General features: G+C 66.2%; 21 protein-coding genes. 8 read left to right on the top strand and 13 right to left on the bottom strand.

What is annotated here, in order from left to right; all coding sequences use genetic code 11:
• The first annotated feature begins 167 nt into the window (after positions 1-167).
• Positions 168-659 carry a helix-turn-helix domain-containing protein gene (locus AAC067_RS10005; protein WP_339932069.1) on the top strand — a complete coding sequence of 164 codons (492 nt, stop codon included), beginning with the start codon at positions 168-170 and terminating at the stop codon, positions 657-659.
• Between the two features lie 73 nt (positions 660-732).
• Positions 733-1,881 carry a zinc-binding dehydrogenase gene (locus tag AAC067_RS10000; protein WP_339932067.1) on the top strand — a complete coding sequence of 383 codons (1,149 nt, stop codon included), beginning with the start codon at positions 733-735 and terminating at the stop codon, positions 1,879-1,881.
• Between the two features lie 49 nt (positions 1,882-1,930).
• On the opposite strand, the gene AAC067_RS09995 is transcribed toward AAC067_RS10000, so the two are convergent.
• The 7 genes from AAC067_RS09995 to AAC067_RS09965 form a co-directional block, all read right to left on the bottom strand.
• On the bottom strand, positions 1,931-3,865 hold the full coding sequence (locus AAC067_RS09995) for a S9 family peptidase (protein ID WP_339932065.1): 1,935 nt from the start codon (positions 3,863-3,865) through the stop codon (positions 1,931-1,933).
• Positions 3,866-3,965: 100 nt separating this feature from the next.
• Positions 3,966-4,538, bottom strand: coding sequence for a hemerythrin domain-containing protein (locus AAC067_RS09990; protein ID WP_339932063.1), 573 nt, complete (start codon positions 4,536-4,538; stop codon positions 3,966-3,968).
• Positions 4,531-5,733 carry a tRNA 2-thiouridine(34) synthase MnmA gene (gene mnmA, locus AAC067_RS09985; protein ID WP_339932061.1) on the bottom strand — a complete coding sequence of 401 codons (1,203 nt, stop codon included), beginning with the start codon at positions 5,731-5,733 and terminating at the stop codon, positions 4,531-4,533. Before mnmA ends, AAC067_RS09990 begins: the two co-directional genes overlap by 8 nt.
• A 123-nt stretch (positions 5,734-5,856) precedes the next feature.
• On the bottom strand, positions 5,857-6,141 hold the full coding sequence (locus tag AAC067_RS09980) for a DUF1153 domain-containing protein (protein ID WP_300443519.1): 285 nt from the start codon (positions 6,139-6,141) through the stop codon (positions 5,857-5,859).
• Between the two features lie 174 nt (positions 6,142-6,315).
• Positions 6,316-7,773 carry a flagellar hook protein FlgE gene (gene flgE / locus AAC067_RS09975; RefSeq protein WP_339932059.1) on the bottom strand — a complete coding sequence of 486 codons (1,458 nt, stop codon included), beginning with the start codon at positions 7,771-7,773 and terminating at the stop codon, positions 6,316-6,318.
• A 73-nt stretch (positions 7,774-7,846) separates the two neighbouring features.
• Positions 7,847-8,530, bottom strand: a complete 684-nt coding sequence (locus AAC067_RS09970; RefSeq protein WP_339932057.1) for a flagellar hook capping FlgD N-terminal domain-containing protein — start codon at positions 8,528-8,530, stop codon at positions 7,847-7,849.
• 3 nt (positions 8,531-8,533) lie between these two features.
• A complete protein-coding gene (locus AAC067_RS09965; protein WP_339932055.1) occupies positions 8,534-10,219 on the bottom strand; it encodes a flagellar hook-length control protein FliK in 1,686 nt (561 codons plus the stop codon).
• A gap of 390 nt (positions 10,220-10,609) precedes the next feature.
• On the opposite strand from AAC067_RS09965, the gene flgK reads away from it, so the two are divergent.
• The 6 genes from flgK to AAC067_RS09935 all read left to right on the top strand — a co-directional run bounded on the left by flgK (position 10,610) and on the right by AAC067_RS09935 (position 17,268).
• Positions 10,610-12,727 (top strand): flagellar hook-associated protein FlgK, encoded by a 2,118-nt coding sequence (gene flgK / locus AAC067_RS09960; RefSeq protein WP_339932053.1) that lies wholly within the window; start codon positions 10,610-10,612, stop codon positions 12,725-12,727.
• Positions 12,727-13,647: a flagellin gene (locus AAC067_RS09955; RefSeq protein ID WP_339932051.1), complete on the top strand. Its 921-nt coding sequence runs from the start codon at positions 12,727-12,729 to the stop codon at positions 13,645-13,647. Before flgK ends, AAC067_RS09955 begins: the two co-directional genes overlap by 1 nt.
• Before the next feature lie 142 nt (positions 13,648-13,789).
• Positions 13,790-14,905: an ABC transporter permease gene (locus AAC067_RS09950; RefSeq protein ID WP_339932049.1), complete on the top strand. Its 1,116-nt coding sequence runs from the start codon at positions 13,790-13,792 to the stop codon at positions 14,903-14,905.
• The gene (locus AAC067_RS09945; RefSeq protein ID WP_339932047.1) at positions 14,902-15,705 is read left to right on the top strand and encodes an ABC transporter ATP-binding protein; all 804 of its coding nucleotides are present in this window, start codon (positions 14,902-14,904) and stop codon (positions 15,703-15,705) included. The genes AAC067_RS09950 and AAC067_RS09945 overlap by 4 nt, the downstream gene beginning before the upstream one ends.
• A 13-nt stretch (positions 15,706-15,718) precedes the next feature.
• Positions 15,719-16,657 (top strand): MlaD family protein, encoded by a 939-nt coding sequence (locus tag AAC067_RS09940; protein WP_339932045.1) that lies wholly within the window; start codon positions 15,719-15,721, stop codon positions 16,655-16,657.
• Positions 16,654-17,268, top strand: a complete 615-nt coding sequence (locus tag AAC067_RS09935) for an ABC-type transport auxiliary lipoprotein family protein (protein WP_339932043.1) — start codon at positions 16,654-16,656, stop codon at positions 17,266-17,268. The genes AAC067_RS09940 and AAC067_RS09935 overlap by 4 nt, the downstream gene beginning before the upstream one ends.
• An 18-nt stretch (positions 17,269-17,286) precedes the next feature.
• Here AAC067_RS09935 and AAC067_RS09930 read toward each other — a convergent pair whose 3' ends face one another.
• The 6 genes from AAC067_RS09930 to AAC067_RS09905 form a co-directional block, all read right to left on the bottom strand.
• Positions 17,287-18,129 (bottom strand): hypothetical protein, encoded by an 843-nt coding sequence (locus tag AAC067_RS09930; protein ID WP_339932041.1) that lies wholly within the window; start codon positions 18,127-18,129, stop codon positions 17,287-17,289.
• A gap of 41 nt (positions 18,130-18,170) precedes the next feature.
• Positions 18,171-18,830, bottom strand: coding sequence for a 3-oxoacid CoA-transferase subunit B (locus AAC067_RS09925; RefSeq protein WP_339932039.1), 660 nt, complete (start codon positions 18,828-18,830; stop codon positions 18,171-18,173).
• Between the two features lie 5 nt (positions 18,831-18,835).
• Positions 18,836-19,468, bottom strand: a complete 633-nt coding sequence (locus AAC067_RS09920) for a transposase (protein WP_339932037.1) — start codon at positions 19,466-19,468, stop codon at positions 18,836-18,838.
• Positions 19,469-19,539: 71 nt separating this feature from the next.
• Positions 19,540-20,244, bottom strand: a complete 705-nt coding sequence (locus AAC067_RS09915) for a CoA transferase subunit A (protein ID WP_339932035.1) — start codon at positions 20,242-20,244, stop codon at positions 19,540-19,542.
• Between the two features lie 180 nt (positions 20,245-20,424).
• Positions 20,425-21,207, bottom strand: a complete 783-nt coding sequence (locus AAC067_RS09910; RefSeq protein ID WP_339932033.1) for a DUF1365 family protein — start codon at positions 21,205-21,207, stop codon at positions 20,425-20,427.
• Complete coding sequence (locus AAC067_RS09905) at positions 21,204-22,589, bottom strand: FAD-dependent oxidoreductase (RefSeq protein WP_339932031.1); 1,386 nt, start codon at positions 22,587-22,589, stop codon at positions 21,204-21,206. Before AAC067_RS09905 ends, AAC067_RS09910 begins: the two co-directional genes overlap by 4 nt.
• Positions 22,590-22,710 lie beyond the last annotated feature (121 nt).

Here is a 22,710-nt window from a genome sequence, read left to right as displayed (position 1 = left end):
GAAGGCCGGCGGAGGATCGGCAGGCTTCCGCCCGAAGTCGAGGGATACAGCAAACACGTTCAATGCCGGAACAGCGAAGATGTGTCCGTACTTAAAGAAAACTGTCATAGTGAGTTTAGATTGGCAACCCTCTTGCCAAAAGGATGACGCGGGGTCACCTTCCCTGCATGGGCCGTACCGCAGACTATTCCCGACAGAGCTGTTCCATCGCTGCCACCCTGGAGGTGATCGGTGATCCGTGGACGCTGCTGGTCATTCGCGACGCCTTTCAGGGCGTCAGTCGTTTCGAACAATGGCAGGAGCGGCTGGGCGTCGCCCGCAACGTTCTGGCCGCGCGGCTGAAGACGCTGGTGCAGCATGGGGTGCTGGAGCCGAAACTCTATTCCGAACGTCCGCCACGCAATGAATATGTGCTGACCGCCAAGGGCAAGGACCTGTACGCCGTACTGGTGACCCTGCACGCCTGGGGCAGCAAACATGTCTATGGCGACACCGATTCCGGCATCGACCTGGTTCACAAGACCTGCAGCCAGTCGCTGGACCCGAAGATCGCCTGCGGCTGTTGCGGCGAGATCGTCAAGCCGCGCGACGTCGTTCTGACCCGGGTCGAGAACTGCGCCACCGTGGGCGACGTCATGCCTCGCGAAGACGCGGCCTGACCACGCCCTGACCGGCTGCGGCCGGTTCCATCATCCCGACCACCCTGCCGGTTTGCCCGGCCAAGGAGCTCCCATGACCAATTCCCTTTCAAGCTACGGCCTTCAACTGCGCAGCCTCGTGCGCAAGTCCGGTGAGCTGGAACTGTCGCTGGCCACGGTCGAGGTGGCACCGCCGGGTCCGGACGAGGTTGTCGTGCGCATCGAGGCGGCACCGATCAATCCGTCGGACCTGGCCCTGCTGGTCGGGGCGGCCGATATGGACACGGCGACGATGTCAGGCCCGGCCGGCAATCCCGTGACCACGGCTCAAATTCCGGCCGCCGGCATGCGAGCCATGGGCGGACGGCTCGACGAGTCGATGACCGTCGGCAATGAAGGCGCGGGCACGGTGGTCGCCGCCGGCAGCTCGGAAACGGCCCAGGGCCTGATGGGCCGGACGGTCGCCCTGTTCGGCGGGTCGATGTTCGGCCAGTACCGCACGGTTCGGGCCGATACCTGCCTGCCGCTGCCGGCCGATACGACGGCGGCAGAGGGGGCCTCGTGCTTCGTCAATCCGCTGACCAGTCTGTGCATGCTCGAAACCATGCGGCTGGAGGGACACACGGCCCTGGTGCATACGGCGGCGGCCTCGAACCTCGGCCAGATGCTGAACAAGGTCTGTCAGGCCGATCGCGTCGATCTGGTCAATATCGTGCGCAGCGAGGCCCAGGCGGAGCTCCTGCGCGGGATCGGCGCGCGCCACATCTGCGACTCGACCAGCCCGACCTTCATGGCAGACCTGATCGCGGCGCTGGTCGAGACCGGGGCGACGCTGGCCTTTGACGCCATCGGTGGCGGCACCCTGGCCGGGCAGATCCTGACGGCGATGGAGGTGGCGGCCAACAAGACGGCCACGACCTACAGCCGCTACGGCTCCACCGTGCACAAGCAGGTCTACATCTACGGCATGCTGGACTCGGGCCCGACGACGCTGAACCGCGCCTTCGGCATGTCCTGGGGGGTCGGCGGCTGGCTGCTGCCGCCCTGTCTGGCCCGGATCGGCGGCGAGCGGGCCCAGGCCCTGCGACTGCGGGTGGCGTCCGAGCTGAAGACCACCTTCGCCAGCCACTATGTGGCGGAAATCTCGCTGGCCGACACCCTGAACCCCGAGATCATCGCCCGCTACAACAAGCGGGCCACGGGCGAGAAATACCTGATCAACCCGAGCCTCGACGCCGGGTAGGGACTGTCGGCCGACCGGGCAGCCGATGGCTACCCGGTCGGTCGAACGTCTATTTGCGCACGTAGCGGTCGAGGAAGGTCAGATAGGCCTCCTGGGCCGTGATGCGGTTGTCGCGGCGGCGGAAGCCGTGGCCCTCGTCCGGGAACAGGACGTATTCAACCGGTACGGCGTTGGCGCGGACGGCGGCGACCAGCTCGTCGCTCTCGACCTGCAGTACGCGCGGGTCGTTGGCCCCCTGGACCACCAGCATCGGTCGCCGGATCTTGTCGGCGTGGAACAGGGGCGAGATGGCGCGATGACGTTCGGCATCGGTGGCGGGGTCACCCATCTCGTCGAACAGGGCGTCACGCTGTGGTCCCCACCAGGCCGGAATCGACTCCAGCGTCCGCACCCAGTTGGTGACGCCGAAGATGTTGATCCCCGCCTCGAAGGCGTCCGGATGGAAGGCCAGGGCTGCCGCGGTCATATAGCCACCGTAGGAGCCACCCATCACCGCCACCTGGTCGTCGGCGACCCAGTCCTGGTCGCGAAGCCACTGGCCGCCGGCGACGATGTCGCGGAGATCGGCCTCGCCATGGGCCTTGTCGTCGAGATGGAAGAAGGTCTTGCCGTAGCCTGACGAGCCACGGTTGTTGGCCGCCAGCACCGCATAGCCGTTGTTGACCAGGTGCTGGATCATGGCCGAATAGCCGCGTCGGCTCTGACCGCCGGGACCGCCGTGAACCAGGACGATCGCCGGCACCGGATGGGCGGCATCGGCCCGGTGCGGGCGATACAGGACGCCGGGCACCTGAACCCCGCCCTCACCGGCGTAGCGGACGATGGTGGCCTCGACCAGATCGGCCTCGTCGATGGCGGGGTTGAGTGCCCGGGTCAGACGGCGCGTCTGGCCGGTGGCCAGATCGGCGACGAACACGTCGCTGGGTGAGGTGTCGGACGCGACGGTAAAGGCCATCCGGGTTTCGTCGGCATTGAAGCGGACGCCGCCGACATCGCCGTCCGGTCGCCCGGTCAGGCGGACCGGCCGTCCGGTCGTGGTGTCCAGTATGGTCAGTTCGGTCGAGGCGTCGGCGTTCAGGGCGGAGACGCGATAGCGGCCCGACGGGGAATAGCTGACATAGGCCACGTCCCAGTCGGCCTGGATCAGCGCCGTACGCTCACCCGTGGCCAGGTCGTGGGCCCACGCCTGGGTCCACTCCCCCCGCTCGTCGCTGGCCATGACCAGGGTCCGGCTGTCGCGGGTGAAATCATAGACGTCATAGGCGACATTGCCGGTGTGGGCGGTGATCAACACCGGCTCGCCGCCGGTCTGGAGATCGGCCAGATAGATGTCGGAGTCGGCGCTTGTGACCGGCTTGGCCATGGCCACCCAGCGGCCGTCCGGCGATACGGCGGCGATGATCATGCCCGGGTTTTCGAAGATCAGGCGGTTCTCATAGGTGGCGGTGTCATAGGCGTGGAGGTCGAATACCTCGGGATCGCGTGCGTTGGAGGTGATCCAGAAGGTGGCCCCGTCGCCGCTGAAGCCCATCAGGTCGGCCTTGACCTTGTCGCCCGGCGTCAGATCCCGGACCGATCCGTCCAGTTCGCGCACGAAAACATGGGTCAGTTCGTCCCCGCCACCGTCAGCGGTCAGCAGCACGCGACCGTCATTCGGAAAATAACTCTCGGCATAGGTGGCCGATCCGGTCGAGGCGCTGAGCGCGACCGACTCGCCGCCGTTGATCGGCAGGGCATAGGCATTGAAGACACCGGTCGCGTCCGAGGAGATCAGAATCGACTGACCGTCGGCCGAAAACGCCAGACCGGACGGACTGGCCATGCCGTAGCTGGTCGTCTGATAGAACTGGGCGGCGCTGTAGGTTGGTGTGGTCTGGCTGGCGGTGGCCACGGCAGCCGTCTGGGCCTGGGCAGGATGGGCGGCCAATGGCGCGGACAGAACAAGTGTCAGCACGGACGCCATACAGGCGGTAGTTGGTGTCATCGGAAATCCCTTTTGAACGATGGCGTTAACGGTCTGAGGGCGGCGGACGTCCGTATGGATGCGACCTGTCCGGAATTTAATCAAACCGAGGTCGGCGAAATCAGCCTGCGGGATCGCCGTGCAGGGCGATCAGGGGGATGACGATGTCCTCCTCGTCGTCGAGGTGGCGCAGCAGAGGCGAGGTAATGACGTCGAGAACATCCGCCAGCCGGTCCGCTTGGTCGGCGACATCGAGAGCTTTGCCGCTGACGGCTTGGTGAAAGCCCAGGCCGCTCTGGAACAGGGTCTCCAGATGACCGTGGATGTCATCGTGGTCGCGGTCCAGCAGATCGAGGCCGGGGATGATGCGGGGCTCGAGCTTTCGCATGGCCGGGAAATAGTGGCCGGTTTCAATGCGGTGATGGCCGTCGAGATGCTGGAGGAAGGCCTGCAGGGCCGGGATCAAGACGCGGTGCAGCCCGGCAGGGTCGAGCGTGCGATTGCGCCACTGTCCCGCCAGACCGGTCATATGGGCCTGATGCTCACGGAAACCGGCGTGCATCTGCAGCCAGTGGGCCGCCGTCGGGTGCAGGGCCGTGGTCCAGCGGTCGCGGGGAAAGCCCTCGCGGAGGTACAGCAGGTCAGACGGCAGGCCGGTGCGCTCGGCCAACGTCTGGCCGGGTGTCTCAGACAACGGCGGTGGTGGTCTGGATGAAGCCGCCGCCCAACAGGCGATCGGGATCGGCCGGATCATAGAGGGCGCAGGCCTGGCCGGGAGCCACGCCTTCCTCGCCCTCAGCAAACATGACCGAAATGACGCCGTCGACCAGCGCCAGTCGGGCCAGTGACGGTGGTCGGGTCGAGCGGACGCGGGCCAGTACCGGGGCCCCGGTCGCGGCGGCGGCCTCGATCGTCGGCTCGTCACCGAGCCAGTTGGTTTCGTCCAGCGTCAGGGCCGCGGTCAGCAGGGCTTCGCGCGGGCCGACGATGACACGGCGGTTGTCCGGATCCAGCTTCGTCACGAACAGGGGTTCGCCCACCGCGACGTTAAGGCCGCGGCGCTGGCCGATCGTATAGTCGGTGATCCCGGCGTGGGTGCCCAGCACCCGACCGTCCATATGCACGATGTCCCCGGCCTCACGGCCCTGCGGCCGCAGCTTGTCGATCAGGGTGCGGTAATCACCCGACGGCACGAAGCAGATGTCCTGGCTGTCCGGCTTGGCGGCGATCTTCAGCCCCAGTTCGGCGGCGACGCCGCGCACCTGGGGTTTTTCGAGGTCGGCCAGCGGGAAGCGCAGATAGTCGAGCTGCGTCGGTGTGGTGGCGAACAGGAAATAGGACTGGTCACGCGAATGGTCGATCGCCTTGCGCATCTGGGCCCGACCGTCCGGGCCCACGGCGCGACGCACATAGTGGCCGGTGGCCATGGCCTCGGCCCCAAGATCGCGGGCGACGTCGAGCAGATCGCGGAATTTGACCGTCTGGTTGCAGCGAATGCAGGGCACCGGCGTCTGGCCGGCCAGATAGGCATCGGCGAACTGGTCGATCACGGCGTCGCGGAAACGGCTTTCGTAATCCAGCACATAGTGGGGAATGCCCATGGATTCGGCGGCCAGACGCGCGTCATGGATATCCTGACCGGCGCAGCAGGCCCCCTTTTTCTTCAGGGCCGCGCCGTGGTCATAGAGCTGCAAGGTGACACCGACCACATCATAGCCGGCCTTGTGCAGCAGGGCCGCGACTACGGTGGAGTCGACGCCGCCGGACATGGCCGCGACGATACGCGCACCGACCGGCAGGCCAACCGCCGCGCGTGCAGCCTCGATCGCCCCGTCCATGTCGGCGGGGGCGAAGGTCGGGACCGGGCAGGTAGGCTCAAGCAACGTCATGGGCCCCATTTAGGATGAAAGCGGTGCGAATTCGAGGCCGGGGCGAGATCCGGCCCGGAAACGGCAACGACCGCCCCCGTTTCCGGGAGCGGCCGCTGTCTTCGGGGGAGAGTTGGGCGGGGACTAGCCCCGGTAGTGCTGGATGCGCGTGGTGCGCAGACCCTGCATGCCCCATTTGTCGATCGCTTTCTGCCAGGCGAGGAATTCCTCGGCCGTCAGACGGTATTGCGTCAGGGCATCGTCAAGGCTGAGCAGCCCGCCGCGAACGGCAGCCACCACTTCGGCCTTGCGCCGGATCACCCACCGGTCGGTGGATGGCGGCGGCAGATCACCCAATGTAAGGGGCGTACCCGTTGGTCCGACCACGTATTGTTCGCCTTTACTGTTAAGGCGTCGCTCTTGCAGCATGGGCTTAAGCCTCATTCACCAATCACCATCTGAGATGTGAATGTAGCCCGGCTCAGCTAAAGGCCGTTTAAGGGTCGTGGTGAAGGAAAGAATAAAATCCTTTCCTCCACTGATGACTGTGCGGCCAAAGGTAAAGCGACGATTCATTGAATCTAACGATCAGTTACTTGCGGATCAGCGTTTGATGCTGATCAGTTCGGCGAGCATCTCGTCGGCGGTGGTGATGATTTTCGAGGATGCCGAATAGGCCCGCTGGGTGGTGATCAGGCCGGTGAATTCGGCCGAGAGATCGACCGTAGAGGCTTCCAGCTGCGAAGCCCCGATCAGGCCCGCGCCGCCGCTGCCGGCCCCCTTCAGGTTGAACGTGCCCGAGCTCTGGGTCACCCGGAAGGCGTTGCCGCTGACCTGAGACAAGGTGTCGGGGCTGGTGAAGGTGGCGAGGGCGACCAAGGCGATTTGCCGGGTCACGCCGTTGTCGAAGATGGCAGTGACATAGCCCTTCTCGTCGATCTTGATCTCCGACAGGTTGCCGAAGGCGGTGCCGTTGGTCAGCGTGGCCTGGACGACCGAGGCGCTGTCGTACTGGGTCAGGCCGCCAGCCGAGTTGGCGAGCTCAAAAGCCACGGTTTGATTGTCAATGCCCAGAGTGGGGGACCAGTTGAAGGCACCGGCACCGGGCGCGGGCCCGTCCGACGCTCCGAAATTCAGGGAGGCCACCGAGGCGTCGGGGAACAGGGCTTCGCCCGGGGCCATGGCCAGCATGGCGTTGACGTCGAGACGACCGTCCTGGGTAAAGGCGACCAGACCGGATTTGAGCTGACCGTTCGACAGGCCGGCACCGGTGACGACGTCGCTGGCAGGGATGGCGCGGATTTCGGCGTACCACTGGTTCGGCACATCGCTCTTCAGGAACGACAGGGCGACAGTTCTCTGACCACCCTTGGAGTCGGAGACCGGAATGGTCAGTTCGAAATCGGCCTTGACGCCGGTGCCGGTGTCCGGATCCCACATCGACATGGAGTTGGTGGCCGGATCATAGGCGTTCGGGCCCGCGGGTGAGAGCGCGGCGTCCGATGCCGCGACCGAGATCGGCTGGCTGGAGCGCAGGTTGGCGTTCAGTTCGATACGGGTGGTGGCCTCGGCGGTACCGCCGACCGAACCGACGTTGATCGTCTTGAGCCGGGTCAGGTCGGAAGGGTCGAGGTTGATATTACCGCTGCTGTCGATCGGCCAGCCCTGCAGATACAGGCCGGCGGTGTTCTTCAGAAAACCGTTGTTGTCGACCCGGAAGGCCCCGGCACGGGTGAACAGGCGGGTGTCGGCCGGGGTCAGGTCCTCGGCCTTTTCGGTGACCACAAAGAAGCCCTGACCGGCGATGCCCAGGTCAGTCGAGGAGGTCGTACGCTGCAGCTGGCCATTCTGGCTGGTGAAGTGCCGGGCACTGGCCATGACGCCACCGGCAGAATAGCCGGCCCCGCTGCTCTGGCTGTTGACCACGGTCGCGAACTCACCGGACGTGCGTTTGTAGCCGATCGTGTTCACATTCGCGATATTCTGGGAAATGGCCGCAAGCGCGGCGGCGTTGGCAGTCAGGCCGGACACGCCGGCCAGCAGGGCGCTATTGATGCTCATGACTTGGAACTCCGGAAAGTAGCGATTTCAACTGGGTGAGAGGAAGGGCACGTTGAGTTGACAGGGGACTGGCTCATGACGTGCCGACCGGTGTGGCAGCACGCTCCTGGAGCGCGATCACGGAGGACAGCGGCAGGATGGAGTTGCCGACGGTCAGATAGGGTTCGCCGTTGTAGAGTTCGACGCCGGTGATGCGACCGCGGACCAGGGTTTGGCTGGTGACCGTCTCGTCGGATCCGGTCTTGGCGGTGACCCTGAGGGTATAGACGCCGCCATCGGGCAGCTGCCCCCCGGCGGTGGTCTTTCCGTCCCAGACGAAGTCGTGGGTTCCCTCGGTGCGGTCCGGGGCCGGTCCGCTCCAGACGACCCGGCCGCCACCGTCGAGGACATCCAGCTTGGCGGTCGCGGCGTCGGTGGCCAGTTCATAGCTCCAGGTCGCCTTGCCGGCGTCCAGTTTCATCGCGGACCAGGCGGCGGTGGTGTCCTTGCCAATATAGTTGGCGGCACCGGACAGGCCCCCGCTTTGCTGGGCGGCCAACAGGCTGGTGAGTAGGTCGTTGGTCAGCAGTTGTTGCTCGACGCCCGACATCTGGGTCAGCTGGCTGGTGAACTCATTGGAATCCACTGGTGACAGCGGGTCCTGGTTCTTCAACTGCGCGGTGAGCAGGGTAAGGAACGTCTCGAAATTGGTGGCCATGGCGGTCCGACCGGCGTCCGTGCGGTCGGTGGCTGAGGCGGCGGTGACGGCACCTACCATCGGTCAGACTTTCATATCGACGCGGTCAGGCGTCAGGGAGAGGGACATCCAACGCGGTGCCGTAACCGGGGCGGCCGCGTCGGTTTCATCGGAAAGGCGGGAGGCAGCGGCAAAGGCACGACCCTGGCGGCGGTCGAAGGCCTCGCCGGACGAGCGGTCGCGCTCAGCGAACTGGAACGCGTCGTCGGCAAGATGGAAACCGGCCTCTTCGAGCTGGCGGCGCAACTCGTCGACGCGGCCCTTCATGTCGAGGGCGGCGGCCGGATTGTCGAAGGCGAGTCGGGCGGCAAGACGGCCGTGCTCATCGATGTCGAGGCTGACATCGACCCGCCCGAGCTTGTCGGGGGTCAGGGCCATTTCGAACCGGGTCGAACGGGCGTCCAGTCGGCGAATGATCTGGGCCGCCAACTGGGCTGTGGCCTCGACCGCGGCGTTGGAGAGGTTGGACAGACTGTAGGTCTGCGATGCGGTGCCGGCCTGGGTGACCGGAGCGGGCGGGGCCTCGACCGGCGGTTGGTCGACGGGTGACTTCACTGTGACGTCAGGCGCATTGGCGACCGGGATCACCGGGGCGGCGATGGCTGATGCCGGCGGCCGATCCGACAGCGACGCGACCTCGGACACGGTCGACGTCCCGCTCACTGAAGGCGCAGCGGCGACCGTTGCCGTGCCGGTTGCCGTGACGGCGGAGGTGGGGGACGAATTCGAGGGTCGGTCACCGGTCGCCCGGACGCTGTTGGATACGGTTCCGGTCCGGTCGGTGAGGGGACGGACGGGCGGCGGGGTGACGGCCGGTGCCAGCGCAGCCATGGCCGCTGCTGTGGCCTTGGCTCCGGCGGCTGTAACTGCGGGCGTGGCCGGTTCAGCGGCTGTACCGGCGGTGGACGCGGTTTCCGTACCCGGCAGTATCTGACGATCGGCGGTCTTGCCCGAGGGCGGCACGGGGACGGTGCCCGGCAGGATTTGCGGTCCGTCGGTCTTGGCAGAAAGGCCCGGCAGAACCTGTGGTCCGTCGGTCTTGGCGGAAGGACCCGGCAGAACCTGCGGCCCCTCGGACTTGGCGGAAACGCCGGGCAGAACCTGGGCGACGTCGGTTCCTTTGGCAGAGGCGACCGGTTCCGGTGCGGGAGCGGTGTCGACCGGGCCAGGCAGGACCTGGGGCCCGGCTGTGCCCTTGTCGGCGGTCTGCGGACGTTCCGCCGGTGTCTCGACCTGCGGCGCGACCGTAACGGGTGGCGAGCCGGGCAGGACCTGGGGCACATCAGCCCCCTTGTCGGTCGGGGTGGCCGGCAGCACCTGGGCATCGTCGGCGGTCTTGACGTCGACATCCACGAGCAGCGGCAACGCTTCTTCGGAAGTTTTGGCCGTGGCGGATGAGGTCGTTTCCGAGGCCTTTTCGACTGCGATCGCGACGACCGTGGCCTCTACGGCGGGGGGCGTGTCGTCCATGGCAGGGGTAGTGAGCGCGGTGGCGGCCATCGCGCCTGACGACGACGGGGGCGAACCGGCCCCGGTCCGGGTCAGCGATGTGTCGTTCTTGCCGGTGGCGCGGACCTGTTCCGGGTCGCTTTTCATCGCCTGCCCCAGCATCCGGTCGAAGCCGGAGTCACCATGGGCGTCGACCGCTTTCGAGGCGGAACCCGGCGCGGGGGCCGGGGAGACAATGGAAAGGAGACTTTCAGCGGACATGGGTGCCAGTGGCCTGGATACGTCGGCGCCTGCTGCGCCCAAAGGTTCGGAGGGTGGGTCGCAAGTCGCGGGCCACCTCGAAAAAACGCCCTAACCAACGGAAAATGCTGTGAAAGCATGTTTGTGTGGTGCCCGGCAATCCAAGGTCCCGCAGTCAAATCTTGCCGCGCCGTGACGTTTTTTGCCCGGCTGGCCCGGCCAGCGATCCGGGGGTGGGCGACTGGCCCGTCCCTTGCGCTCCATATCGGGTATGAACGCGGTAACAATCGTGATGCCCAATGTATTCAATGAACTAGCTGGATCGTCGCGCGATCTGGCCGGGCAAAAAGCGCACGTCGGCTGGCAGGGATTGCCGAGTGGCGTGGCCGTCATGTCATCGGGAGTGCTCTGATGTCACTGAACGCCATCATGAACACGGCCTCGTCGGGCCTGACTGCGGCGCAGGCCCAGTTGCGTGTGGTCTCGGACAACGTCTCGAACGTCAACACGCCCGGCTATGTGCGCAAGATCGCCGACCAGGTCGCCGTTTCGAACCAGGGAATCGGGGCGGGCGTCGATGTGGCCCGGATTCGTCTCGCCACGGACCGCTTCCTGCAGGCTGCGAGCCTGAACTCGGGGTCGGACGCGGCGCGCCAGGGCGTACGTTACGAACTGTACGACCGGATACAGTCCCTGTTCGGCGATCCCGGTGGAGCGGGTTTCTTCTCCCAGGTCGATGACATCTTTTCAGCCTTCGCCGCCGGTGCCGAGGATCCGGTGTCGTCGCCGCGTCGCCAGGAGGCCCTGTTCAAGGTCCAGGCGCTGTTCGACGAGGCCAATCGCATCTCGGGGCAGATCCAGTCCGTGCGCGAGGATGCCGATGGCCGGATCAAGAGCGCGGTCGAAACCGGCAACTCGCTGCTGGAACAGATTGAGGCGCTGAATATCGAGATCTCGCGGGCTGCCGCGGTTTCCGGGGATTCCTCAGGGGCCGAGACCGCCCAGGCCGCGCTGATCACCCAGCTGTCGTCGCTGATGGATATCCGGGTTTCGGTCCGGGCGGTCGGCGGGGTCTCGATCCGCACCGGCAGCGGTGTCCTGCTGGCCGGACAGGGTCATGCGAAGCTGGAATACAGCCGGGCCGGCTCGGTCAATGCCGAGACCGCCTTCAGTGAGATCTGGGTAACCGAGCCGGGCGGCCAGAAGCGCCCCCTGCTCGACAGTGTGGTGTCCGGCGAGATCAAGGGCCTGGTTGAACTTCGCGACACCGAAGCCCCCGAGACGGCGGCGCGGCTGGGCGAGATGATGACCCGGATCGCGGATGAGCTGAACCGTGCCCACAATGCCAACAGCGCCGTTCCGCCGCCGTCGACCCTGACGGGCCGCAACGTCGGTCAGTCGCTGGAAACGGCTCTGACCGGATTTACCGGCAACACGACCATCGCCGTAACCAACGCCGCCGGAGTCATTCAGGCGCGGGCCGACATCGTGTTCTCGGGCGCGTCCATGACCATCAACGGGTCGGCGGCGACGCCGGCCAACTTTCTGGCCGTGCTGAATACGGAACTGGGTGGTGCGGCCACGGCCAGCTTCAACGGCGGCGTTCTGAGCGTCTCGACCACGAGCCCGAACGGCGTCGCCATCGCCGATGATGCCGCAGCGCCCAGCGACAAGGCGGGTCGAGGCTTTTCCCATTATTTCGGGCTCAATGACCTCGTCACCAGTGATCGCGTGGCCCTGTACGATACCGGGCTGACGACGGCGTCGCTGCACGGCTTCACGGCCGGCGAGACGGTGGACTTCCGCTTTGTGGACCCCAACGGCTCCAAGCTGCGGGACCTGACGGTAACGGTCCCGGGCGGAGCCGGAACGGTGGCCGACCTGCTTACGGCCCTGAATGATTCCGCGACCGGCGTCGGACGGTACGGGACCTTTACGCTGGATCCGACCTCCGGTGCCCTGACCTTCAAGGGACTGGGCAGCCCGCCACCGGCGATGTCGGTGATCAATGACAAGACGACCCAGGTGCCGTCGGGCGTGTCCCTGACCGAACTGTTCGGGATCGGCACCGGGGTTCGGACCTCGCGCGCAGACGGTTTCACGCTGAGGACCGATATCAACAGGGACCCGTCGAAACTGGCCCTGGCCCAGCTGAACCTGTCCGCCGCGCCGGGGTCGGCTGCCCTGGCGAGCGGTGATGGGCGCGGGGCCCTGCTGCTGGCCGACGCCGGTCAGCGGACGGCCCGGTTCGAGGCAGCGGGCAGTTCGTCCGGTGGGTCGATCAGTGTGTCGCGCTACACCTCTGAACTGGCCGGCGAGATCGGGGGCAAGGCCAAGCTGTCGAAAAGTCGGTCCGATAGTGCCTCGGCGCTGCAGAACGAGGCGACGGCGCGCCAGATCGCTTTCGAAGGGGTCAATCTCGACGAGGAACTGGTGCTGATGACGACGTATCAGCAAGCCTTTAACGCTTCGGCGCGCCTGATCCAGGCCGTCAAGGACATGTATGACGTCTTGCTGGGGATGGTGTGATGACGAGGGTATCGACCGCCGGAAACTACCATTCAGCCCTGGCGGAGCTGATGAACACCCAAGTGCGCGCCCAGGACGCGCAGAAACGCATCTCAACCCAGAAGGTGGCGACGGACCTGACCGGGTTCGGCCGCAGTTCGGAAACCCTGACCGCCCTGAAATCGATGCAAAGCCGCATCCAGGGTTTCATCAACACCGGCGAAACCGTTTCGGCGCGACTGGGTGCCCAGGATCTGGCCTTCGGGCGGATTGCGGACGGGGCCGGCGGCGGTCGGCAGGCGATTGCCGACGCTCTGGCGTCCGGCCGCATCGACGGCCTGATGCAACAGCTGCAGAACGAGTTTCAGGTCGCCCAGGACGGTCTGAACGTCAAGCACCAGGGCCGCTACCTGTTCGCCGGGGGCAGTGTCGAGACGGTTCCGGTCGTGTCCATGACGTTGGCTGACCTGGCCGCCGCCCCCTCGGTCGCAGACAGTTTCGTCAACGACAGCCTGAAACAGACCTCGCGCCTCGACGAGGGCTCGCGCATGGAAACCAGCTTCCTTGCCAACGAGATCGGTACCGACATGTTCCAGATTTTCCGCGACATCCAGACCTATCACGGGACCACGCCCATCACCGATCCGATGAGTGATGCGACACGGGACTTTCTGACCAGTCAACTGACCCGGTTCGACAGCGCCCGGTCGAAGATTACCGATATGGCCGCGCGCAACGGGGCGATGCAGAACCGTGTCGACGGCATCCTGAAATCGCAGAACGAGCAAAAGACGTCGCTTGACGAGTTGCTGTCGACCAAGACCGACGCGGACATGGCCCAGGCGATCACCGATCTGCAGCTGTCGCAGGTGGCGATCCAGGCCTCGGCCCAGGTCATCAGCCAGCTGAGCCAGGTCTCATTGCTGAACTATCTGAACTGAACGTGGCGGCGGTTCCGCACCCGGCAGGCGGGCCGCAGGTACCACCGGGGGTCGTGGCCGAACGGTAACGCCCGGCGAGCGTTCATGTCTCGCCCGCAGCAAAGAGCATGGGCAAAGCCCGAAGCCCCGTCTAGTGAGAGACATGGCCAGCGCGGATTTCCAGATCGACGACGACGAGGGCGGACCGGTGCTTCGCCTGAGCGGTGACTGGACCACGGCTGGTCTGGGCCGGGCCTCGCGGCGTCTGGCGAACGCCCTGAAAGACCGGACGCCGTCGCGCCTGGACCTCGACGAAATGGGACGTTTCGATACCGCCGGGGCGCTTGCGATCGTCCAGGCCACCGGATCTCTGCTCCCCGGTTCCGTCTGGGCCACACGCCCGGAGGCCGGCCGCATCTATGCGATGGTGGAGCGGCTGGAACGCGAAAGCGTCGAGCCGCGCAAGCGCGCCGATGGATTTACCCGGGCCTTTGCCAAGATTGGCCGAGGGGTAGAGGACATCGGCCACGAGGCGGTGATGTCGCTGGCCTTTCTGGGCCGGCTGATGGTCGCCACGGGGGCCGCCCTCAGCAATCCGGGCCGTATCCGCTGGCCCGCCTGGTTCAGCCAGGGCGAGCGCGCCGGACTGGACGCCCTGCCGATCATCGCCACCACCAATTTCTTCGTCGGGGCCGTGATCGCCTTCCTCGGGGCGGACCTGCTGACCCAGTTCGGGGCCGGCGTGTTCACCGTGCAGCTGATCGGGGTTTCGGTGCTGCGGGAATTCGCGGTGGTTATCACGGCGGTGCTGCTGGCGGGCCGTTCGGCCTCGTCCTTCGCGGCCGAGATCGGCTCAATGCGGATGAACCAGGAAATCGACGCCATGCAGGTGATGGGCGTCAATCCGTTTCAGGCCCTGGTTATTCCCCGACTCGCGGCCATGCTGGTGATGCTGCCGATCCTGACGTTTGTCGGCATGGTCTCAGGCCTGTTCGGGGGGATGCTGGTGACATGGACCCAGCTGGGGCTGGGCCCATCCTTCTTCCTGCAGCGACTCGCCGACACCCCCGACATCGGCACCCATATGGGCGTGGCGATGATCAAGGCTCCGGTGTTCGCGATCGTCGTGGCGGCGATTGGCTGCCGTCAGGGCATGTCTGTCGATGGCGATGTCGAATCCCTGGGGCGGCGGGTCACGGCTGCGGTGGTGCAGGCCATTTTCGCCATCATCGTGCTGGATGCCGTCTTCGCGATGATCTTTATCGAGTTGGGTTGGTGACCGTGCCCGTCAACAAACCGCCTGCCGCGGACAGGTCGCCGGAAGTCCTGATCGAGGTTCGCGGCCTGTTGAGCCAGTTCGGCGAGCGGGTCATTCATGAGAACCTCGACCTCGATGTGATCAAGGGTGAGGTTCTTGGCGTCGTCGGCGGATCGGGGGCAGGCAAGACGGTGCTGCTGAACACCATCCTCGGGCTCAAGGAGCCGGACGGCGGCACTATCCGCATCTTCGATCATGACATCACCCAGATGACCAAGGGCCAGGCCGCCGAGATCGAACAGCGGACCGGCACCCTGTTCCAGCAAGGTGCCTTGTTCTCGGCCCTCACCGTGCTGGAGAACGTGGCCTCGCCCCTGGTCGAGCACACGCGACTGCCGCGGGAAATGATCCGGGAACTGGCGGAGATGAAGATCGCCATGGCTGGATTGGGGCCGGAAGCCCACCATCTGAAGCCTGCGGAACTGTCGGGCGGGATGCGCAAGCGGGTCGGCCTGGCGCGCGCCCTGGCGCTGGACCCCGAGATCCTGTTCCTTGACGAGCCGACGGCCGGGCTGGACCCGATCGGTGCCGCGGCGTTCGATGCCCTGATCCGGAACCTTTCGGACGATCTGGGCCTGACCGTCTTCATGATTACCCACGATCTCGATAGCCTTTACGCCATCTGTGACAAGGTGGCGGTGCTGGCCGACAAGCGTGTGATAGAAAAGGCCACGGTGGCGGAGCTGGAAGGTTCCGATCATCCCTGGATCAAAGAGTACTTCCTTGGGCCGCGCGGACGCGCCGCCACGAAGGCCGCCTGAGGAGAGCGGAGCGATGGAACGAGACGCCCACTACGCCGCCGTCGGCATTGCCACGATCGCCCTGCTGGCGGCGCTGGCGGTGTTCGCCATCTGGCTGGCCCGCCTGCAGTTCAACAATGACTACGACGTCTATGACATCGTCTTCTATGGCCCCGTACGCGGGCTGACGGAGGGCGGCGACGTCAATTTCAATGGCATCCGTGTCGGCGAGGTCACCGACCTGAATCTGGATCCCAAAAACAGCGACGAGGTCATCGCCCGCATTCGCATCGATGCCACCACGCCGGTGCGGGTGACGTCGCGCGCGCAGCTCGAGCCGCAGGGCATCACAGGCCTGAACTACATCCAGATCACCGCCGGAACCCCGGCCAGCGCCCTGTTGAAGACCCAGTATCCGGACAATGTTGTACCGCTGCTGCAGAGCCAGCCGTCACCGATTGCCGAACTGCTGTCAGGATCGGGTACGGTCCTGGCCCAGACCGTGGATGCGCTGAACCGTATCAACCGGGTGCTGTCCGACGACAATATCCGCTCGTTCTCGACCAGCCTGAAGAACGTCGAGTCGCTGAGCACCGAGCTGGAAGCCCGCAAGGGAATGATCGAGCAGCTGGAACAGTCGCTGACGAAGGCCAATGCCGCGATTGACGAGTACCAGAAGCTGGGGGCCAGCCTGCGCGTCCTGGTCGACGGCGATGGTCGCGAGGCCGTCGGCAACATCAACCGGGCTACCGCGGACGCGCGGACGGCCCTGGCGTCGATCAACCGCACCGCCAATGCCCTCGAGGGCCCGCTGGGCGATGTCGCCAGCGAAGGCGTGCCGCAGCTGATGCAGGCGATTCAGGGGCTCGAGGATGCGACGGACTCGCTGCAGAGCCTGATCGACGAGGTTCGTGCCAGTCCGCGTGACTTCATCGGGCGTCCCCCCTCCACCGAAATTGAGGTCCGGCCATGATCGGCATGTTTGTTCGTCTGTCGGCCGTCACGGCCGTGATCGCGGCGTTGGCCGGCTGTTCGCTGCTGTCGACGCCGGATCCGGTGCAGCTCTACCGCTTCGGAGCCGGTGCCGAGGTCGGCGAGGGGCCGGCTCTGGCCGCACCGGTACAGGTGTCGCTGCGGCGGATCGAATTCCCGGCGGCGTCGAAGGGCGACCGGATGCTGGGCATTACCGGGTCTGAGGCGGCCTACATCGCCGGGGCTCGCTGGGTTTCGCCGGCCGAGGATCTTTACGCCCAGAGCCTGCACGAAGCCTTCCTGTCGCAGGCGACCCGGGTGCGGTTGATCGCCCGCCGCGAACTGACCCCGACCACGCGAACCCTGGACATCGACGTCCGCACCTTCGAGTCCCGCTACGAGCAGCCGGGAGCCGCGCCGCTGGTCGTGATCTCGGCGACGGCGCGCATGCTGCGCCTGCCGGAGCGCACGGTTGTGTCGGAGCGGACCTTCACGGTCTCGCAACGGGCGTCCGAGAACCGGGTGTCCAGCATCGTCGCGGCCTTCGACATCGCCACGCGCGACCTGAACACCCAGATCGTCGGCTGGACCGAGGCTTCCGTCGGCGGCTAGGTCGCGCCGCACCTTGGTCTAGAGCGGGCGGCGCAGCGCCTCGATACGGGCGGCGATCTCGACCCGTCGGGACCGGGCCGTGTCCAGTTCGGTCAGGGCGCTGTCGATCCGGGCCAGCAGGGCGTCACGCGTGCGCGCCAGCCGCGTCTGATCGGGCCGGACCCGTTTCGGGCGTCGTCCTGCCAGACCCAGTCCGTCCTTCCAGTCGTCGCGCCAGCTGTCGATACCCTGACGGCACAGCGCCAGACTCTCGACCAGCCGGGCATCGGTGTTTTGAACCCGGCGGATCAGGGGCAGGGTCCGCAGGGCGGCCTCACGTCCGGCAGCCAGGGCGGTGCCGCGCTGCTGCAGTGGTGACGGCTCCCCTGCCGGCGCGGCCGGAGTGAGGCGGCCAAAGACAGCGCTGAGGTGTGTATCCAGATCGCCGACAGCCTCGCGCAGACCGTCCCAGGCGTTGTCCAGAGCGCCGTTGCGTCGGGTCACGCCCTCAATCCGCTCGGCCATATCCTTGGCCACATCGGCGAGGCCGGCGGTCGCGGCGGCGAAACGGCCGCGGAAATTCTTGAGCCGACGACCCCGGCTGTCGAATAGACCGCCCAGACCCTTGCGTGTTTCCAGGGCCGCGGGGGTGAGGTCCTGCAGAACCGAGCGGGCATGGGTCAGCTGGGCCGCAGCCTCGGTCAGGTCGCCGGTACGCACCGCGCCGAGCGCGCGCTCCAGCCGATCGAGGGCGGCGGCGCGCGCCGGCTCGGCGAAGGCCTCGGGGGGATCGGTGTCCAGCGTCGCGGCGGCCGCCGCCACGCGGGCGGGATCGGGCAGGGGCGCGCCGCCCGTTACGCGGTATGAGCCGTCAGCCGCCATTGTCACCCTCCCTTGTCCGACCTCGAGGTCGGTCGGGAAGACTATGCCAGCGACTTCAGCTTTTCGGAAATGGTATAGCTTGCCTCGGTCTTCGCCTCGACCTCGTCCAGGGTCACGCCGTCAACCAGTTCAACCAGTTCCAGCCCCGCGCCGTCCGGCTTGACGTCGAACACGCACAGGTCGGTGATGATGCGGCTGACCACCCCCGTGCCGGTCAGCGGCAGGGTGCAGGCCTTCAGCACCTTGGACTGGCCGTGCTTGTTGGCGTGATCCATCACCACGACCACGCGCTTGACGCCGGCGACCAGATCCATGGCCCCGCCCATGCCCTTGACCAGCTTGCCGGGGATCATCCAGTTGGCGATGTCGCCGTTCTGGGCCACTTCCATGGCCCCGAGGATCGACAGGTTGATGTGGCCGCCGCGGATCATGGCGAAACTGTCGGCCGAGCTGAAATAGGCGCTCTCGTCGATTTCGGTGATGGTCTGCTTGCCGGCGTTGATCAGGTCGGCGTCGACCTCGTCGTCATAGGGGAAGGGCCCCATGCCGAGCATACCGTTCTCGGACTGGAGCGTGACCTCCATGCCCTCGGGAATGTAGTTGGCGACCAGCGTCGGAATGCCGATGCCGAGGTTGACGTAGAAGCCGTCCTGCAGCTCTTGCGCGGCGCGTTCGGCCAGTTGTTCGCGGGTGCGGGGCATGGGGGTTACCTGTCCGAGTGAAAAGGATCGCGGACCTTCAGGTCCGCGGGTTGCCTGGTGGACGCCAGCGGACCTGAAGGTCCGCGGTCCTGTGCGGCGCTGCTGAAAGGCCAGTCTTCCGGCTGGCGGCAGAGACGGGCCTTGACGGGATTGGCTTCGATGTAACGGATCGTGCCGATCAGCTGCGCTTCGTTGCGGGTGTAGCGGTCGAAATAGTCAGCAGCCCAGAACGGGCCGCTCCGGTCGAGCCGCCGGTTGATCATTCGTGCGGTGTAGGCCTTCCAGGACTTCACGACCGCTCCAAGCGGCCAGCCTTCCCTCTGCCTGATGAGGACATGGACATGGTTTGGCATCACACACCATGCGAGCAGGTCGTAGCGCTCGCCGTCGAACTGGCGCAGCGCGTCGGCGACAATGGCTGCACAGTCGGGGATCGCCAACCAACGCGGGCCTGCCCCGCTGTCGAGTTGCTCATCGACGGCCGCCTGATAGTCAGCGCCGCCGGTATCGGCCTTGAGCCGTCGGATGACCGACGCGGGCAGGGTCCCATGCAGGCGGAACGTGACATGCTGGACCACGGCCGCCGCATCCAGATGCGGCAGGTAGCGCCGTTGGTGCCATCCCTTGTGTTCGTTCATAAGACCTTCGCCTTGCGGACCTGAAGGTCCGCGCTCCTTGCTATCCTGCGGACCTGAAGATCCGCGGTCTGTCAGACGGCCTCCCGCTGGCGGACGGTGCGCTGTTCGATGCGCTTTTCGGACACGGTCTGGACGATGCGGTCGATATAGATGCCGGGGGTGTGGATGCCGTCCGGATCCAGTGAGCCGGTGGGCACGATCTCCTCGACCTCGACCACGGTGACCTTGCCGGCCGTCGCCATCATCGGATTGAAGTTGCGGGCGGTCTTGCGGAACACCAGATTGCCGCGCTCGTCGGCCTTCCACGCCTTGATGATCGACAGGTCGGCGAGCAGCCCCGTCTCCATGATGTAGCGCTCACCACCGAACATGCGCTCTTCCTTGCCCTCGGCCACCAGCGTGCCGACACCGGTCTTGACGAAGAAGGCCGGGATGCCGGCTCCACCGGCGCGGATGCGTTCCGCCAGCGTGCCCTGGGGGTTGAACTCCAGCTGCAGCTCACCGGCCAGATACTGGCGCTCGAACTCCTTGTTCTCGCCGACGTAGGACGAGATCATCTTGGCGATCTGTTTGGTCTCCAGCAGCTGGCCGAGGCCGAAGCCGTCGACGCCGGCGTTGTTGGAGATGACGGTCAGACCCTTGGTGCCGCTGTCACGCAAGGCGGCGATCAACTTCTCGGGGATGCCGCACAGGCCGAAACCGCCGGACATGACGGTCATGCCGTCGAAGGTCAGGCCTTCGAGAGCGGACGCCGCGTCGGGGAAGATCTTCCGCATCGCTTCCTCATATTTTCACCGCTCGATGAATATCGGCGGCCCTAGTCCGTCCGTAACGCGGGGGGCGGCCCGGAGCAAGGCGGTCCGGTCGCGAAAAACAGGGTCCACTGAGTCCACTGGGTCCACATTGGCCGGGCCGCTGCCCTGAACGATCTGGCGCGATCCTAGCGGGGGACTGCGTCAGGAGCGGGCGTGGCCCACGGTCACCGGTTGTTTCGGTGGCGGACCACGGTCGCGATAGCGGGCCCCCTTGAGCATCATTTTCGCCGCTTCCCAGTGGATGCCGACGGTGACCTTCCAGGTCAGCAGGGGGTGGGTCAGGAAGGCGCGCAGCAACTGGTCGTCGGTCAGGGGGCGCCGTCCTCCGGCGAAACTGGCCGTCAGGACCGGCGTGTCGCCGCGACGGACCGCGACAACCACCGATACGCCCTCGGCCGGAGGGCGGACCGTGAAATCATAGGTCAGGTCCATGTCCATGAAGGGCGAGACGAAGAAGGCCTTGTCGGCCGTCTGGTGGATCGGGCCCGGCGTATCGACGGGCCGGGCCACGAGATAGCTGTGGCGTTCACCGAAGGTGTTGGTGACTTCGTACAGCAGGGCCGCCACCCCGCCGTCGGGCCGATGGCAGAAATAGACGCTGATCGGATTGAAGCCATAGCCCAGGATACGCGGCATGGTCAGCATGCGGATCGGGCCACCGTCGATCTCAATCCCGGCCGCGGCCAGATGCGCCTCCACCTGCTGGCGCAGGGGACGACCTGAGCGGTCACCGTGGTCGGCGGCGCGCCAGCTCATCAATCCGAACCGGCCCCGGGTCAGCAGGCGCAGGCGGGCCAGGCGGGTCTCGACGTGGTCGAGGTCCAGCAGCAGCATATAGACGCGGTAGCCGAGGGCGTGGCGGATGGTGCGGACCCGGGTGTGTTCGACCCGGCCGACATAGAGGGCGCTGTGATCCGCCGTCACGCCACCCGGTCCAACAGCCGGTCGATCGCGAGCGGTGAGGCCGCGATGCTCTGCAGGGGAATGCGACCGCTTTCATTGGCGACGGTCCAGGGGCGACGGACACCGCCCAGTTGCTCGGCCACGGCCAGACCGGCCTGGAGACCATCCTCGTGGAAACCCGAACCGAACCACGCCCCGGCGAACCAGACGTTCCGGCGACCTTGCAATGACCAGAGCTCGGCCTGGGCGGTGACGGCAGCAGCGTCGAACACGGGGTGCTCGTAGTCCCATTCGCCGATGATCAGGCCGGGGTCGGGTTCGCGCGCCGGGTTCAGGCTGACGAACAGGGGCGGGCCAGGCAGGCTCTGCAACTCGTTCATCCAGTAGGTGACCCCGCCCTCGCCGGCGCGGTCCGAATAGCCGAGATGGGTCCAGGCGGCCCAGGCCTTGCGCCGTTTCGGCATCAGGCTGGTGTCGCGGTGCAGGATCACCCGGTTGGGACGATATGGAATGGCCCCCAGCAGGCGGCGGTCGTCGGCCGAGGGAGCGTCCAGCAGGGCAAGGGCCTGGTTGGAATGGGTGGCGATGACCACGGCGTCGAACCGTTCCAGGCGGCCGTCGTCGAAGCGCAGCGCGGCTCCGTCCAGCCCGCGCACGACCCCGGCGATGTCGGCGCCGGTAACGACCTGTCCGGTGAAGGCGTCGGCGAGACGGTTTACATATTCGCGACTGCCCCCGTCGACCGTGCGCCAGGTCGGCTTGAGATCAAGCTTGAGCAGGTTGTGGTTCATGTAGAAGCGGATGAAGGAGGCCGCGGGATAACCGGCCATCTGCCCCATCGAGCAGGACCAGATCGCCGCCGCCTGGGGCAGCAGATGGGCCTCACGAAACAGGGCCCCATAGCCACCGCGGGCCAGATACGCTTCCAGGGTCATGCCGCTGAGTTCGAGGGCGGGCAGGTCGCGCGGGGCCTCCTTCTGGAAGCGCAGCAGGTCGCCGATCATGCGCCAGAATTTGGGGCTGGCGTAGTTGCGCTTCTGGGCGAACAGGGCGCGCAGGCCGTGGCTGGAATATTCGAAGGCCCCGTCGTCGATGGAGACGGCGAAGGACATATGGGCCGGTTTTGTCGGCACCCCCAGATGCTCGAATAAGGCGGTCAGATTGGGATAATTGGCCTCGTTGTAGACGATGAAGCCGGTATCGACCGCGATCGGACCCGCTGGAGAGGGGGCCTCGACCGTGTGCGAGTGGCCGCCCAGCCGATCGGCGGATTCAAACAGGGTCACCGTGTGCTTCTGTGACAGCAGCCAGGCCGCCGAGAGGCCTGAGATGCCGGAGCCGATCACGGCGATCCGTTGGCCGGGAGCGGCGACGGGGGTTTCGGCGACGAGATGAGGGCTCATGGGGGCTCCGTGGCGGTCAGATCCACAGCTACGGGGCCAGAGCCGACACGGATGTCATCCGTCCGACCTTCAGCTTCGTATTTGCAAAGGTTCAACCGATGCAACGGCGGAGTCCCCCGGG

The sequence above is a fragment of the uncultured Brevundimonas sp. genome (assembly GCF_963977465.1).
In the GTDB taxonomy this organism is placed as follows: domain Bacteria; phylum Pseudomonadota; class Alphaproteobacteria; order Caulobacterales; family Caulobacteraceae; genus Brevundimonas.
Note: the sequence above shows the minus strand (reverse complement) of the source record. Positions and strands in the feature narration are given on the sequence as shown.

Excerpts from the sequence above, each read along its gene's own strand:
- AAC067_RS09930 (WP_339932041.1), bottom strand. The coding sequence starts at position 18,129 with ATGGCGGCTGACGGCTCATACCGCGTAACGGGCGGCGCGCCCCTGCCC.
- AAC067_RS09965 (WP_339932055.1), bottom strand. The coding sequence starts at position 10,219 with ATGTCCGCTGAAAGTCTCCTTTCCATTGTCTCCCCGGCCCCCGCGCCG.
- AAC067_RS09955 (WP_339932051.1), top strand. The coding sequence starts at position 12,727 with ATGACGAGGGTATCGACCGCCGGAAACTACCATTCAGCCCTGGCGGAG.
- AAC067_RS10005 (WP_339932069.1), top strand. The coding sequence starts at position 168 with ATGGGCCGTACCGCAGACTATTCCCGACAGAGCTGTTCCATCGCTGCC.
- AAC067_RS09995 (WP_339932065.1), bottom strand. The coding sequence starts at position 3,865 with ATGACACCAACTACCGCCTGTATGGCGTCCGTGCTGACACTTGTTCTG.
- AAC067_RS09905 (WP_339932031.1), bottom strand. The coding sequence starts at position 22,589 with ATGAGCCCTCATCTCGTCGCCGAAACCCCCGTCGCCGCTCCCGGCCAA.
- AAC067_RS09970 (WP_339932057.1), bottom strand. The coding sequence starts at position 8,530 with ATGGTAGGTGCCGTCACCGCCGCCTCAGCCACCGACCGCACGGACGCC.
- AAC067_RS09920 (WP_339932037.1), bottom strand. The coding sequence starts at position 19,468 with ATGAACGAACACAAGGGATGGCACCAACGGCGCTACCTGCCGCATCTG.
- mnmA (WP_339932061.1), bottom strand. The coding sequence starts at position 5,733 with ATGACGTTGCTTGAGCCTACCTGCCCGGTCCCGACCTTCGCCCCCGCC.
- AAC067_RS09940 (WP_339932045.1), top strand. The coding sequence starts at position 15,719 with ATGGAACGAGACGCCCACTACGCCGCCGTCGGCATTGCCACGATCGCC.
- AAC067_RS10000 (WP_339932067.1), top strand. The coding sequence starts at position 733 with ATGACCAATTCCCTTTCAAGCTACGGCCTTCAACTGCGCAGCCTCGTG.
- AAC067_RS09935 (WP_339932043.1), top strand. The coding sequence starts at position 16,654 with ATGATCGGCATGTTTGTTCGTCTGTCGGCCGTCACGGCCGTGATCGCG.
- flgE (WP_339932059.1), bottom strand. The coding sequence starts at position 7,773 with ATGAGCATCAATAGCGCCCTGCTGGCCGGCGTGTCCGGCCTGACTGCC.
- AAC067_RS09980 (WP_300443519.1), bottom strand. The coding sequence starts at position 6,141 with ATGCTGCAAGAGCGACGCCTTAACAGTAAAGGCGAACAATACGTGGTC.
- AAC067_RS09915 (WP_339932035.1), bottom strand. The coding sequence starts at position 20,244 with ATGCGGAAGATCTTCCCCGACGCGGCGTCCGCTCTCGAAGGCCTGACC.
- AAC067_RS09950 (WP_339932049.1), top strand. The coding sequence starts at position 13,790 with ATGGCCAGCGCGGATTTCCAGATCGACGACGACGAGGGCGGACCGGTG.
- flgK (WP_339932053.1), top strand. The coding sequence starts at position 10,610 with ATGTCACTGAACGCCATCATGAACACGGCCTCGTCGGGCCTGACTGCG.
- AAC067_RS09925 (WP_339932039.1), bottom strand. The coding sequence starts at position 18,830 with ATGCCCCGCACCCGCGAACAACTGGCCGAACGCGCCGCGCAAGAGCTG.